11 protein-coding genes are annotated in these 14,417 nt (G+C 47.0%); 2 read left to right on the forward strand and 9 right to left on the reverse strand.

Annotation, left to right across the window (positions count from 1 at the left end):
* The first annotated feature begins 12 nt into the window (after positions 1 to 12).
* The gene (locus tag J2T16_RS08535) at positions 13 to 1,191 is read left to right on the forward strand and encodes a YheC/YheD family endospore coat-associated protein (RefSeq protein ID WP_499018124.1); all 1,179 of its coding nucleotides are present in this window, start codon (positions 13 to 15) and stop codon (positions 1,189 to 1,191) included.
* Positions 1,192 to 1,364: 173 nt separating this feature from the next.
* Here J2T16_RS08535 and J2T16_RS08540 read toward each other — a convergent pair whose 3' ends face one another.
* The 9 genes from J2T16_RS08540 to J2T16_RS08580 all read right to left on the reverse strand — a co-directional run bounded on the left by J2T16_RS08540 (position 1,365) and on the right by J2T16_RS08580 (position 12,490).
* A complete protein-coding gene (locus J2T16_RS08540) occupies positions 1,365 to 3,275 on the reverse strand; it encodes an alginate lyase family protein (RefSeq protein ID WP_499018125.1) in 1,911 nt (636 codons plus the stop codon).
* A complete protein-coding gene (locus J2T16_RS08545; RefSeq protein ID WP_499018126.1) occupies positions 3,272 to 3,607 on the reverse strand; it encodes a cupin domain-containing protein in 336 nt (111 codons plus the stop codon). Before J2T16_RS08545 ends, J2T16_RS08540 begins: the two co-directional genes overlap by 4 nt.
* A 92-nt stretch (positions 3,608 to 3,699) precedes the next feature.
* Complete coding sequence (locus J2T16_RS08550; RefSeq protein ID WP_499018127.1) at positions 3,700 to 5,100, reverse strand: ABC transporter substrate-binding protein; 1,401 nt, start codon at positions 5,098 to 5,100, stop codon at positions 3,700 to 3,702.
* Positions 5,101 to 5,229: 129 nt separating this feature from the next.
* The gene (locus J2T16_RS08555; RefSeq protein WP_499018128.1) at positions 5,230 to 6,837 is read right to left on the reverse strand and encodes a helix-turn-helix domain-containing protein; all 1,608 of its coding nucleotides are present in this window, start codon (positions 6,835 to 6,837) and stop codon (positions 5,230 to 5,232) included.
* 14 nt (positions 6,838 to 6,851) lie between these two features.
* Positions 6,852 to 8,597 (reverse strand): sensor histidine kinase, encoded by a 1,746-nt coding sequence (locus tag J2T16_RS08560; RefSeq protein ID WP_499018129.1) that lies wholly within the window; start codon positions 8,595 to 8,597, stop codon positions 6,852 to 6,854.
* A gap of 116 nt (positions 8,598 to 8,713) precedes the next feature.
* Positions 8,714 to 9,595, reverse strand: coding sequence for a carbohydrate ABC transporter permease (locus J2T16_RS08565; protein WP_499018130.1), 882 nt, complete (start codon positions 9,593 to 9,595; stop codon positions 8,714 to 8,716).
* A gap of 22 nt (positions 9,596 to 9,617) precedes the next feature.
* Positions 9,618 to 10,508, reverse strand: coding sequence for a carbohydrate ABC transporter permease (locus J2T16_RS08570; RefSeq protein ID WP_090920165.1), 891 nt, complete (start codon positions 10,506 to 10,508; stop codon positions 9,618 to 9,620).
* Positions 10,509 to 10,793: 285 nt separating this feature from the next.
* Entirely contained in the window at positions 10,794 to 11,480 is a 687-nt protein-coding gene (locus J2T16_RS08575) for an HAD family hydrolase (protein WP_251502718.1), read from the reverse strand.
* 29 nt (positions 11,481 to 11,509) lie between these two features.
* Positions 11,510 to 12,490, reverse strand: a complete 981-nt coding sequence (locus J2T16_RS08580; RefSeq protein WP_336122236.1) for a Gfo/Idh/MocA family protein — start codon at positions 12,488 to 12,490, stop codon at positions 11,510 to 11,512.
* A 283-nt stretch (positions 12,491 to 12,773) separates the two neighbouring features.
* On the opposite strand from J2T16_RS08580, the gene J2T16_RS08585 reads away from it, so the two are divergent.
* Positions 12,774 to 14,411 carry a thiamine pyrophosphate-binding protein gene (locus tag J2T16_RS08585; protein WP_336122235.1) on the forward strand — a complete coding sequence of 546 codons (1,638 nt, stop codon included), beginning with the start codon at positions 12,774 to 12,776 and terminating at the stop codon, positions 14,409 to 14,411.
* Positions 14,412 to 14,417: the final 6 nt, after the last annotated feature.

Genomic DNA, 14,417 nt, shown 5'->3' on the forward strand with positions numbered 1-14,417 from the left:
AGGTGATTGTTTGTGTCCTCACCTGTTCTGGGCATTATGACATTGTATCTGAATGAACACCGCGCTCTGGAAGAACGAAGCATCTACCGCCGAATGATTCTGGAAGGGCGCAAACGGGGACTTGATATTTATGTATTCACACCTGCTGATGTTCATTCCAGCGGTAGGCAGATCGAAGCGATGGTGTATGACGAAAAGAATGGCTGGTCCAGGGAATGGCGCGCATTCCCGGATCTGATTTTTGATCGGTGCCGCATCCAGCGAAACCACCGTTTCCAGCAACTCCTTGCCTTTCGTGAAAAATACGGACATCTGCTCTTTCTGAATCGACCTTTACGCAATAAATGGACCATTCATCAAACCCTGTCCGAGCAATCCGCCTTCCGGCAGCATTTGCCGGAAACGATTTTATTTCAGGACATGTCCGATGTAAACCGAATGCTCAAGGTGTCCCCGCTGATCTATCTGAAACCGATCAACGGCACAGGCGGACGGGGCATTTTGCGCGTAGAACGTAGCAGCAAGGAACCCAGTACAGTACTCGTTCAAGGCCGCGATCAGAAACGCCGCATTATTACACCGCGCAAGGTTCATCTATCCAGGCTCGGCCCCCTGCTCCAGCACTGGAACATGAAAGATAAATATCTGGTGCAAAAAGGGATTCAGCTCCAGCTTCCTAACGGCAGAGTACATGACTACCGTATGCTGGTTCAGAAAAACGGAGAAGGCGAATGGGAACTCACAGGATGCGCAGGGCGCATGGGCGCTGAGAAAAGTGTAACCTCGAACCTTCATGGAGGCGGGCAGGCCATAGCCATGCAGCGTTTGATGAAACAATGGATTCCCGAAGAAGAACTGCGAGAAGAAGTGACAGCAACAGCAGCAAAATTTGGCATTGATGTAGCTTCGTTCCTTGAGGATACGTATGGCGATCTATGTGAGCTTGCACTGGATTTGGCGATAGACAAAAGTGGGCAAATCTACCTGCTTGAGGTCAACCCCAAACCTGCCCGTGAAGTCTTTGCCCGAATTGGTGAACGAAGCATTTATTATAAAGCGATCACACAGCCGCTGGAATATGCCTTGTGGGTATACCGCAACCGCCCTACTCAAACGGTTAAAAAACCTCCCTCTCCCAGGCCCGTTACTTCTAAAGCAACGAGAGTGAAGCGGGGCCGGAGAGTGAAGTAGCCCGCTAGCTGATCATACATCGTAACACTAGGCTGGGCAAAGTAAAAAGGATTGCAGGTTCAGTAATAAGCTGAGCCTGCAATCCTTTTACGGTTCCACTCCATCCATCCTATCTAGCTGTAAGCATGGAGCTTATCGTTTTATAAATTTCAGCATATGCAAACAGGCTCTAACTACTTCCAGTCCACCTGATGTTCGTCGATCACAATCCGGGCTTCCTGACCGCGGTACTCGTAATCTAGCGTGAACCTCATTTGTTCCGGCTCCAGTGCACATCCTGTAACTTTCACAGCTTCTTCTGATTCGTCAGCCGGTAGGCCTATGGCTACAACGCCCACTTTGCCAGAAAATTCAGCTTTGCCTTGAATAACAGCCGTTTCCGATTTCGAGCCGTAGATTTCAGATACCCAGCCCACCTGTTCTGTCAACTCAAACGTTTCACTGCCATCCCCCGCCATCAAAAATTTAATGCACAGCTTCGTGGAGGAATCGTCAAATCGAATGCCTGCTCGCTGTTTCGCTTGATCTTCCTTGCGTAATACAAGCAGTGCATCCGGATGCAAATGGAACCGTTGCTCCAACGTGTGTGTCTTTTCAGCATCCAGCCAATCCACCACCAGAAGCAGAGGTACGCTTTTGCCTGCAAGCACCCACCGACGATGGCTAACCGGATCGGGAAGATGTGTATATCCATCTTGTGAAGCATCCATAAAGTGATAGCTGCCTTGACTCTCATAGCGATGTGTTGTCGCTTCTGCCTCAGGCTCACCCCATTGCTGAGTAGATACATAAGGTGTCTGATCTGTCCCGTCTATGGTAATCGTATTATGTGCCCGCGTGCTTTTAAAATAATGCCGCCACTGCCCTTCCTCGTACGTATAACGTCCAGTATCCGTAAAGAACAGTCGGTTATTCCACATCCATTCGATGTTCAAAGCATCCGCATGACCGTGAGCACCACCCATCGAGGCTGCATCAAAGAACAGATACTGACGATCATCCCTCATTACATAATATCCGGTCTGTGGAAAGGTACGGCTCGTCAATGAACGGGAAGCAACAGCCTGCAATCTGACGCATTGCTCATATTTTGTAGCGCCCACCAGCCAGAGACATTCTGAACTATCAGTCCCGCGAGCCATGAGATCCTCGTCTCCCAAAATGGCACCTAACAGCGTTAACCGCTGCCTTCCGTCACTAAGCCAGTCCGAATCTCCAATTCCCGTCGATTGATGATCGGGTCTGATCATGGCTTCGGTGAACGCGGCCATATTCCGTAAACATTCCCCATACCACGCCGAGAACGGATGTCCCGAAATACCTGCCAGCAGATACGGTGTACCAAACATTTCAATACTTGCGTTATGATAGTGGGTGTTCAATTCGACCTGGATGCCCTCTTCATTCAACTGATGCAACAGGCATAGCTCCAGCCGTTCAGTAGCCACTTGGCGCCAGAATGGACTTCGTGGATGCTCCTTGTAAAAAGCCGCAATCATAAACAAACCCTGCATATGCATAATGGCATGATTAATTTCCGTACTGCCGAGATAATGCGTCAGGAATTCCGCATGCTCCTCCAGCCCTTGCAGAAATTCGGCCCGAAAGACATCGTCCAGTTGCGGACTGGATTCCATATATTTGTACGCTGCAATCCAGGATTGCACACGCAGACCTGTTTCAAGCAAACGCCAAGGACCTGGTTTCTGAAAAAAAACTGCTTCATCATATGCCAGATGAACTGGCACCGGATTCTGTTCTCTCCATGTACGATAGTGATCGATAAAGGTAGTCACATATAACGGGTTGCCTTTCATCAGATAAGCTTTACCTAAATCAAGCATATGCCAGTGCCTGTTAATGCCCCACGTGAACTCCAGATCATTGGTCGGATTGTGAAGCCAGTCCACCGGCGTACCCAGTGGAATCCAGTTGGTTAGATCATTCGTATATGGCACAATAAATTCATTCAGAATAGCACGGTTGGCAATCGTCACTGAATTTCGGGCTTCCTCTGGAAAATGCTCCTGATAATATAGCGCTGCTTGCTGCAGTTCGTCTGCTGAAAGGTAAAAATCACTCATAGGTCTGCCTCAAGAAAATCCTGACGGAATGGCGTAAACACATCCAGTATAATCGCATCTTCCAGCGCTTTTACCCCGTGCGGCACATTCAAGCCTGCATAGAAACTGTCTCCTGCTTGGAGAACTTTGGTCTCTTCGCCTACTTGAACCTCAAAGCTACCCTTTACAATATAACTGACTTGCTCGTGCGCATCATGGGAGTGAACTTCGCCGATCCCACCTTTGGCAAAGGTAACTTCGACCATCATGAGTGTTCCACCCATCCCCAAAATTTTGCGCGAACTTGTTTCGTTAATGATATGTGGTTTTACGGAATTCTGGTCAATAATCATTGGATATTCCCCTCTCCAAGGCAAGATAATTTTGAAAATTTCAGTAAAGTGAAGCGACCGAAGTATGAATACGACGGCCGCCATGTTTAAATTTACTCTTCTTTGGACAGTTTACCTTGAAGCTTGGATGAATCAAACGCTGGATCTGCCGCAATTTTAGTCAGGCCTGCCGCTTTGCTTTTCTCAAGTGCTGCATTATACCGTGTGTTCAGATCCTTGATCACGCCATCCAGATCACCACCAGTGAATACGTAAGCGGAGAAAGCTTCAGCCCATTTCATGCCTTCCAGCGAGCTCTCTGTAATCACACTTGGATTGGCAGGGAAGATCGCGTCGTACTTCTTAGGTAAGAAACCTTCGATACCTGGAATGCTAGGTTTTTTATCGGAGCTGAGTACGGCAGGAATCAGAGAGATACCGTATCCTTTTTCATAATACTCGCTTTGCAGATCCGTGCTGTATACGTACTCCATGAACTTCCAAGCTGCTTCTTTGTTTTTCGAGTCCGCATTGATGCCGATATAGGAACCACCAATGACTTGCGAAGCCCCTTTAATCGTACCATCGTCTGTTGGCACAGGAGCGGCACCCCAATTTTCTTTGGTCGGGAATTGATCTTTGTAGACGCCTGGCTCACCGGAGTGATTGATGTACATCCCGATTTTGCCTTGTGCAAATTGTGCTCTCAGTGGATCAATATCCAAGCTTTCCACACCCGGAAGCATGCTGCCATCTTGATTCATCTGACGAAGTGCCTGGGCAATCGACTTGTACATGTTGAAGTCAAACTGACCTGTCTTGTAGTTAAAGCCGTCGATACCTTCGTTCGTGCTTGCACCGGCAATGGTGTTCGCCGCTCTCCAGAAACCGCTACCACTTTTGAATGGGCTGGCGAAGCCATAGATGCCTTCACTTTTACCTGCTTCGGTAATTTTCTTTGCGTCTGCTACCATCTCAGCAATGGTTTTAGGCGGAGAAGCAATGCCTGCTTTTTGGAAAATATCTTTATTGTACACCAGTCTCCAGATCTGGCCTGTATTCGGAAGGGTATAGACTTTTCCATCAATCGTATTTTTATTTTCGATCAGGCTGTCCTTGAACGTTGCCTTCATGGCATCACTCATATATCCGTCGATTGGAGCAAGATACCCCTTTTGATAATACGTTTGGAAATCGTCGATTTGAAACACATCAGGAGCTTGTTTACTCGCAAATGCGATATCAACGGCCTGCGGATAATTATCACCCATGACGGTCATTTCCACTTCAATGTTGTCTTTGTTGGTCTGGTTGAATTGCTCGATCTTGGATTTCATAAAATCAGCATCGTGTCGATCCGGAGTCCAATAGACCACTTTCGTTTTGCCACTACTCTGTTCTCCGCCGCCAGCTGCAGTCTCGCTGCCCTTTGTCGTTCCACTGTCTGTCGAACAACCAGCTACCGTTAATGCAAGCACAGCACTTAGTGTTGTCATCATCCACTTTTTAACCATTGAAATGCCCCCTTATGCTTGTCTGGACAACCTGTTTGGTTCCCCGTTAACGTAATGATAAACGTTCCACTTCTGTCGAAGTGAGGGACATTCTGACTATGCAAGGTGGGAAAAATGACGATCTCTGTCTTATCCGTTCTCATACATCTGCCGGAAGTGTGTAGGGGTCATGCCACAATACTTTTTGAAAAGGCCGCTAAAATACGGTCTGTCCTCATACCCCAGCATCTGGCATATTTCCTGTACCTGTACCCCCGCAACCAGCAGTTCCTTCGCCTTTTCCATTCTTAACTTCGTAATATATTGAATAAGCGTCATACCCGTTTCCTTCTTGAACGCATTCGCAAAATAACTTGGACTTAAGTGAACCGACTGGGCACAAGTTTGCAATGTGAGATTTTCGGACAGATTCATGCTAATAAACTCTTGGGATTTACTGATCGCCTGTTTGACATCCGTAAGCCTTTTCTTATCCATGATCTCGCATCCCATACTGCTGAAATGCTTGATGTAAGCTCCCCAGCCCTCAAACGTCAACGACCGCATCGCTTCAAGCACGGTCAAGTCTGCTTCCAGACGAAGCCGTTCTTCTTCTGTGATCTCATCACAGAACGCCCGGTAGATCGCAAATGCGAGTCCTGACAACAGACGGATCATCGTCAGTGGTTCGGGAAAACCTTTGGCGTTCTGCCAGACTTCCAAAATATCATCGATAATTCGGTGACAAGAACTTTCATTGCCACATTTCAATGCGTAAAATAACTCCTTTTCCTTTTCCAAAGGATAGACGGGAGCAACCACATCCTGATTCTCCAGTTCTGCATACTGGAAGATGTAGTTTCCTTCACTGTAAAAACGATAAGATATCGCCTTGTCCGCATTGGCATAAGATATCCAGATTTCTTGTGGTCTGCGAGCGATCGTTCCGACTCCAATGGATATAGTCTTTTTGCTATATTGCTCCACATTGTGGCGGCATTGCTCCATAAGATCGGATAAATTAATCTGTTCGGATGTATTAAATATAGCGGCCAGGCGGTAACGATTTTCACGCAGTACAACACTTCTCGTATACCGATTCAATGTCTCGCTGACGATATTCTGAACCGCAAACGGAACGATCTCTGCATCCAGGTGCATCGTCGATCCATAGCGTGTATAGCCATCAACTTCAATGACCATAACGTTGAGGTTGGAGGAATCCAGCTCAATATCAAGCTCGTCCCACCGGCTTTCATTCAGAAATCCGCCAATCTCATGCCGAAGCAGACCTAGAAGATAACTGTGACGTTCGTACTCACTGCTACTAACCGCTTTCTGTTTCAGCTTTTGAAGTTGCTGCGACTTCGCTTGTTCACTCTCAATAACCTGTCTCACTTTTAGCACCGCACCCAAAATCTCCTCAGGCGTAAACGGTTTGAGCAGATAATCGAAGGCTCCGAGCTTGATCGCTTCCTGGGCGTATTGAAAATCGGAGTATCCGCTAATAAAAATAAACTTGGAGCGCAGTCCAGCATCCATTGCCCGCTTCATGAGTTCGAGTCCGCTGAGCCGAGGCATTTTGATATCCGTAATGACAATGTCCGGCTGCTGTTCAATCAGAAGCGACCAGCCTTGCTCTCCATTATTCGCTGTGCCGACAATCCGCACCTCATGATCCTCCCACGGAATGGTGGAAACGATGCCCTTGACCACAGCCTGAATATCATCCATAACACACATCGTCAGTTGCTCCATACGTACGCTCCCTCCTAGCTAATCGGAATGGTAATGACTACCGTAGTCCCCACGTTTATTTCACTACGGAACACAAGCGAAGCTTGCTCACCGTACTGTAGATTTAATCGATCAACCAGATTGGATATAGCATAACCTTTCCGGTTCCCCTCTATTGTTTCTTCCGCATTCATTTTCGCTACATCCATGCCGCATCCATTGTCCGTGACCTCCAAACGGAGTGTATCTTCAAGACGATGAATCCGGATCAGAATGCGTCCTAAATCTTCCTTATCATTAAAACCATGCAGGATCGAATTTTCCACCAGAGGCTGAAGCAAAATTTTTAGAATTTCGATTCCTTTGCAAGATTCCTCTGCCTCAATCCGGTATTCAAACAAGTCTTCGTAACATTGCTGCTGTAACTGCATATACTGCTCGACGTGTTTGATCTCCTGCTCTACGGTGGTCATGTCTTTTCCATCATTTAACCCGAGTCTGAACAGCAGAGAAAGAGAGACAATCATGGCGCTGACATCCTTCTTCTCCCCACTCTCGCTTTTCCAGAACATCGTATTTAACGTATTGTATAGAAAATGAGGATCAACCTGAGCTTGAAGCGCCTTCACTTCCAGCCGCCGCTTATCCTGTTCCGTTGCTCGCACCTCTTCAAACAAAACCTGAATCTGATCGAGCATCCGATTAAATCGATGTCCTACGGCACTGACCTCATCGTCATATTTGCTGCGAAAGCGTACGTCCAAGTCGTTGTACTCCACCTCGACCATGAGCCGCCGCAATTTGTTCAGCGGTTTCAGCAGCGCAGAGGATAACAGGTCGGACAACGCGAGCGCCAGCAGGATGCAGAACAGCATAATCAGGATGACCAGCCAGCGAATCTTCTTCAGTGGAGATAATAAATCGGCCTTGGACTGAACATTGACCATAACCCAGTCCTCATTCATCGATAGAGCCGAGTAATTCACCAACATATCTTGTCCCTGTCCGTTGGTATACGTGAAATCACCTGACCCGCGATCTAATCGTTGTGCAAATCCAGGCTCTGTTACCAGATCAAAAGTGCCTGCTCCCGGACGAATGACCTCACTTCCATTTTTATGAAGTAAAAACAATTGTACCTGACTGTTCATCAGATCCTGATTTAAAATATCTCGCATGGCTGCTTCCCTCATGTTAACGACCATGTATACCTCCGAAAAGGTATGGTTATCGATCACAATCGGTTTAAGCAACAGTGACAGCACATTACCCCGGGATTGGAATAATTCGCTGGGATGTGAACCAAACCACATCGTATTCCAGCCGGGCCGTTTGACAACTTCTCCATATTCCTTGTCAAACGCATTGCTTTGATTCGGGAAGTCTTTTGTCGAGAAAAAATTGCCGATCGGTGTCTTCAAATATGCGGTATCAATCAGCGGCTCTACCAGCTTCAACTGGGCAAATGTGGTCTGAAGCAGAGAGAGATTCTGATAATAACGCCCATCATTGTGATTGCGCACATCCTTCATCACCTGTGTGAACGTGTCACTCAGCATGAACGAATAAGATGAAACGACGATATGACGCAGATGCTCGTCCATAACCTGTACGGACTTGTTCAGAATGCTCTTCTTTAATTCAAGCGCGTTCCGCTCTATGCTTTTGGCAGCGAAGAGATAAGAGAAAATGCCCGTCACACTGATACACAAAACAACGAGAAAAATGTAGATGAGCTGTATCCGTTTTTTCAGAGACATTTTGTAGAAAGTTGACTTCATAGGCGGTCGCTCCTTGAACAAGGGCTGGCCCTGTCCGCTGTAATTAAAAAGAGTATAGCACAGCGGAATCTGCACGGAATACCGTTCCCCGAAATCTCTTCCTCAGCTTTACCGCCCTAACCTTTGACAGCCCCCAGCGTAACTTGCATGAATGATTTATTTGCAAAAATGTATACAACGAGCAGTGGCAAAATGGACAGACAAGCTCCAGCCATCATTAATTGCACCTCAGCTGCAGCCCCGATGCCGTAGCGAAGGTTCGCCAGACCAACCGGCAAGGTTTGCAACTTGGGATTGCTCATCGTGAATACGAACGGGAGAATATATTCATTCCATGAGTTCTGGAAAACACCTAGTCCCGCAACAGCCAGACCCGGACGCAAGAGTGGTAGAATAATCCGCCAGTATGTGGTAAAGAAGTTACAGCCATCAATCATCGCAGCCTCATCCAATTCACGGGGGATACTCTTAAAGAACCCAACGAGAATAAAATAGGTTGCCGCATGGGCACTGATTAATATGATGATGACACCCCACAGCGAATTATTCAGACCCAGCTTGACCATGAGATCAAACTGTGGTCTAAGTACCACAGCACCGATCGAAATAAACAGTGTGGATGCCATGAGCAGCGTATACGCTTTTTTACCTTTAAAATTCACCCGATCCACCGCATAAGCAGCCATGGACGATACCAGCAGTGTTCCTAACGTTGTGGCAATACTTACAAAGATGCTGTTAATCGTAAATCCGGAAAAATTTGCTGTCTTCCAAGCCTGGCTGTAGTTCGTGAACTGCCATATCTTCGGCCAGATTGTTGCTCCTCCGGTAAGTTCCTGGTTGGTTTTGAACGATCCTAGTAACACGAGGATGATCGGGAACAGGGACAAGATCGCAATGATCAGCAAAAATATAAAGAGGATGGTTCGCTTCGTCCAGCGAGTCCAGCGGAATGAACTTGAATTCGAAGATGTAGGTGCAAGCACGGTTTGAGTCATCATCGTTCCCTCCTAATCATGATTAGTAGACATCATTAAGCTTTTTGGAAATCTGGAAGTAAATGAGTGTTACTGCCCCTACAATAAGAGCTGTTGTGAATCCAACTGCACTTCCGTAACCAAGCTGTTGCAAAGATTGTGTGTCCGCCGAAACAGGGAACAACAGTTTGAACAGGTACAGATACATAACCTCCGTTTTGCCATAGGGCCCACCCTCGGTTAAGACCATAATGCTCTCGTACCCCTTAAGTGCTGTCGTGATCGCTAGCATAATGATCATCTGCATTACTGGTCCGAGTAGCGGAATCGTTACATTGCGTAATTTTTGGAATTCGCTTGCTCCATCCAGTGATGCTGCCTCATACAGCTCCTCCGGAATGCTTTGCAGACCCGCAATGAACAACAACATATAGTTTCCGACAGCACCCCAGATCGCAATAATGATCGTTGTCAGCATCGCATGATTCGCATCCAGCCAACCAATTGGCGAGGATATGATGTGATACTTCATCAGCAGCTGATTCAGAATGCCGTTATATGAATTGAAAATGATGAAAAAAACAATCGCCATGACAGATGCACTAAAAATGGTTGGAAGATAGAAAACTGCTCTGAACAAAGAGCGGCCACGCCACTTGCGATTCAGGATAATCGCCAGAATCAGAGACAGCGGAATGGTGATGACGAGTTTACCGAGTGCATATATCCCCGTATTTTTTACCGAATCCCAGAACTGTCCATCACGAATAATCCGTGCAAAGTTCTCAAGTCCGATGAAGATCGGCTTCCCGATGCCCTGATAATCATAGAACATGTAGCGCAGAGCCCATAACAACGGATAGATTCCGAATACCAGTGTGAGAAAGAGACTTGGGATGATGAAGATGTAGGCGTTCAGTTTGGATGGTTTCATCAGAATCAGACCCCCTATAGCTTTTGAATGAAAGTATAGAGGGATTTACATCATATGCGGGATAGGGAAATCAACTTTCTACAGGGGAGAATGTGACTGCGTGCGAAAACGCAAAAAACCTGCATAGGCGCAAAAAGGCCCATACAGGTATGTGATAAAAAGCTGTAATTCGTTGATAAAGCTGTTGCTCATGTGCTGTTTATTGATAACCAGACATACCCTACCGAGGCCAGGTAGCTTTGAGTTTGTCAGGGGTGTTGCCGTGATCATGCAGTGTTAAAACACTTATTCTGCTTCTTCATATAGACGGAGCAAATCAGTGAAATCTGAGATCAGTGCATCGGAACCGGCAAGTTCTTCATCCCTGCCGAATCCGGCATAAGCACAGCCGATAACGGTCTGGTTATTCATTTTGCCCGCTTCGACGTCCGAAGAACGATCACCTACCATCCAGGCATCCTGAATCCGGTGTTTCTGCAGCAAAATCTGTACCAAGTTAATTTTGGAAGGTGTCTTGTACTGACCTGCACTATATACCCCTTCAAATAGCGGCATGATTTCGTGTGCGAACGCAACCCCCTTGACATAATCCTCAAGCCCATTGCTGGCAACAAACAGACGAATACCTTGGGCTTTCAGTGCTGTCAATGTTTCTTTGACACCGGGATACAGTTTGGAGTCGCCTCCATCGAGTCCTTCGATCTCAAGTTGCAGCAATAATTCATCGGCACGACGATGAGCTGCTTCGGATGCTTCAGGCATAACGACTTTCCAGATATCTTCAAGCAACATGCCCAGACTTCCGAGCATCCGCTCTTCCGGCGGGGTTTCTCCTTCAAAATGCCCCTCTGCACGCAACGTATCAAATAACTGATGATACGCAGGCAAAAGCAAGGTCTCTGTCTGAAACAACGTGCCATCCATATCAAAAATCATCGCTTCCGGTTTACGTAAACCCGCTTTATTGGTCATATGCAAAATTCCTTTCGGAGTGAAATTGGTTAATTTGTAGATGAATTACTGTTCCGAAGTGCTTCAAGCACCTGTTGCGCCTCGTACCCATCGTGGAACGTATAAATCCTGCCCGGTTTGTCCTGAATACGGGCAATGACATGTTTCAACACAGGCAGTTCGCTGGAAGATTCCAGCACTTCCACGGGGGACAACGGCTGTCCGATCTTGCCACTCATCAATTCCTCCCAATTTTCCAGCGCAATGGTGCCCTCGGTGCCATATACAACTATGGACACACGCTCCTCGCCAGCAAAATGAGATATCCCCTGCAGATGAACCCGAGTTCCGTCCTGTACTTCAAGTACAGCCTGCACTTCCTGTTCACAAGCATCTGGTTGATCGGCAGGATAGGTTACTTGAGCATTCAGTACACGTAGACGCCCGAATACATTCTGGATCATATGAATCCAGTGAATGCCAACTTCGAGGATAAAACCTCCCTGATCCCGGCTTGTGATCCATTCATTCTGCTGCCATGAGCGCGGCCACTGCGGGAACTGCAGAATCAGGTCAATTTTGCGAATGTCACCCACTGCCTGTTGTTTAACCATCTCTTGCAACTTCAACACAGCTGACTCATGCGGCATCGAAAAATGAACGGCGTGAACCACACCAGCTTGCTCAGCAGCTTCGACCATTTTGCGCGCTTCTTCTAAACTGTTAGCGAGCGGCTTTTCACAGAACACATGAATTCGACGGTCCAGAGCGTCCATAACCACCGGATAATGATATTTCGGCGGTACAGCAATGTAGACGAGGTCAATCTGCTGTTCATCCAGTAGCTGTTTATAATCACGATATGTTTTCACCGATGGACGGGTTGCTGCAAATTCCTGTAAGCTTTGCTCATTCGCATCACAGACCGCAGTAATCTCAACGGAGATATCCATTTGAGTATTTTCCGCTTGATGAATCATATGTAAACCCATCTTACCCAGGCCGATTACAGCCATTTTCAATGATGTCATTGCATTCCCTCCAATTCAATTTCAGTATAGCAGAAATCGTGGATTAGAACCGTTGATCATGCATTGCGTTATCCCGATATCGCTTCATCGCGTCAATATGCATAGGTAAATAGCCTCAGGCCATTGGAATCAGGAAAAGGATTGACAAAAAACCACAAAAAAAGATACCATTTCTAGTACCAAGTAATTCTTCTTCTTACAACCTTAGACAAATACCAACATGCACAATTGGATAAGCCGCCTGGTTCTTAAAACCTACTACTTTGAAACGAGGTGTCCACGCATGAGAACTGTTGCGGACTACTTAGCAGAAACGCTACGCAATCTGGGTGTCACTCATGTATTTGGTATTATCGGAAAATCCATCTGTCCCGCTCTTCTGAAAATGGTAGATTACGGTTTGGAATTTATCCCAGGTCGTCACGAAGCTAGTTCAGGCTTTGCCGCATCGGGTTATGCATTGCAGACAGGCCGTTTGGGCGTAGCCTTCGCCACCTCTGGCCCTGGAGGAACTAATCTGCTCACCGCAGCGGCCCATGCCAAAGCGAATAATCTTCCCGTTTTATTTCTTACCGGCCATCAATCTATTCAGGAACTGGGCATCCCCCAGTGTCAGGACTCCTCTTCGTATTTGGCTGATCTGGCCGAAATGTTCAGACCTGCCACACTATTCAGCAAACTGGTCGAACGTGGAGATCACTTCGGAACCATCTTGAATCATGCCCTTTCTATTGCACTTGGCCCAAACAAAGGTCCTGTCCATCTCTGCCTGCCTTTTGACGTGCAAACGGAGCAACTCCCAATATGTCGTATTGTTATTCCAGAACCTGAGCCGTTGCTCAGCATCTCAAGTTTGAATCGAATCCTGCCTTTACTGCATCAAGCAGAACGCCCATTAATCATTGCAGGTAAAGGTGTAACTCGTGCCGGGGCGCATGAGGAACTAAGGCAATTAGCCGAAACATTTAATATTCCAGTCGTGACAACTCCCGGTGGTAAAGGAGCCATAACATGGGATCACCCCTTATATCATGGTCCCTGTGGTGTTGGCGGATTCCCACACGGCGACGAAATGTTGAATCAAAGTGATCTGTATATTGTCCTCGGCTCCAGACTGAGTGATATGACGCTCTGTAATCTCAAGCCGCATAATCATCCGGCACAGCTGATTCAAATCGATACCGATCCAACTTTCGTAGGCAAAATTCTACAATCTCAGACCTTACATATCACAGGGGATATCAAGGACAATCTGCAATATCTGCTCAGCACCTTGCCATCTTCTCTTACATCTGCTTCTACAGGTACCCTCGAGTCCTTTGAATATCAAACTCCATTACCAGATCTGCCGCATCTGTCACTTGCTGCCGTACTCGATCAGATGAGCGAACTGCTTCCCTATGACCACAAACTGTTTGTTGATGATGGAAGCCACGGCTTTCATGCCGTCCAGCGTTACAAAGTGAAGAAACCCGGCAGTTTCATATTTGATGCCTACTTTGCCTGCATGGGGAATGCCATCGGCATGGCAATTGGTGCCAAAGCGGCTTCACCTGAAGAAACGGTTGTATGTATCACCGGAGATGGATGTTTTATGATGCTGGGCACAGAAATCAATACAGCCGTATGCAAGGATCTTCCTGTTATTTTTATCGTTGTCAACAACAAACAGCTGGATATGGCCTTGAAAGGCATGGAAAAAACGACGGGACGCATCGATGGCACACTTTTCGAGGTTCCCATGGATGCAGTCAAATTTGCCGAGTCTCTTGGAGCTAAGGCTTTCCGTGCAGAAACGTTACCGCAGTTCTCTGCCGCACTGGAGGCCGCTTTGGAATTAAATCAAGTTGTTGTCATCGAGCTGTTGACCGATCGGGACGAGATCCCGCCAACGGCTCATCGGGTTGTCAATCTAGATTAGGAGGTA

The sequence above is a fragment of the Paenibacillus intestini genome (genome assembly GCF_030803945.1).
Lineage (GTDB): Bacteria > Bacillota > Bacilli > Paenibacillales > Paenibacillaceae > Paenibacillus > Paenibacillus polysaccharolyticus.

Coding starts and splice junctions, on each gene's coding strand:
- J2T16_RS08540 (WP_499018125.1), bottom strand. CDS start 3,275: ATGAGTGATTTTTACCTTTCAGCAGACGAACTGCAGCAAGCAGCGCTA.
- J2T16_RS08545 (WP_499018126.1), bottom strand. CDS start 3,607: ATGATTATTGACCAGAATTCCGTAAAACCACATATCATTAACGAAACA.
- J2T16_RS08550 (WP_499018127.1), bottom strand. CDS start 5,100: ATGGTTAAAAAGTGGATGATGACAACACTAAGTGCTGTGCTTGCATTA.
- J2T16_RS08555 (WP_499018128.1), bottom strand. CDS start 6,837: ATGGAGCAACTGACGATGTGTGTTATGGATGATATTCAGGCTGTGGTC.
- J2T16_RS08560 (WP_499018129.1), bottom strand. CDS start 8,597: ATGAAGTCAACTTTCTACAAAATGTCTCTGAAAAAACGGATACAGCTC.
- J2T16_RS08565 (WP_499018130.1), bottom strand. CDS start 9,595: ATGACTCAAACCGTGCTTGCACCTACATCTTCGAATTCAAGTTCATTC.
- J2T16_RS08570 (WP_090920165.1), bottom strand. CDS start 10,508: ATGAAACCATCCAAACTGAACGCCTACATCTTCATCATCCCAAGTCTC.
- J2T16_RS08575 (WP_251502718.1), bottom strand. CDS start 11,480: ATGACCAATAAAGCGGGTTTACGTAAACCGGAAGCGATGATTTTTGAT.
- J2T16_RS08580 (WP_336122236.1), bottom strand. CDS start 12,490: ATGACATCATTGAAAATGGCTGTAATCGGCCTGGGTAAGATGGGTTTA.
- J2T16_RS08585 (WP_336122235.1), top strand. CDS start 12,774: ATGAGAACTGTTGCGGACTACTTAGCAGAAACGCTACGCAATCTGGGT.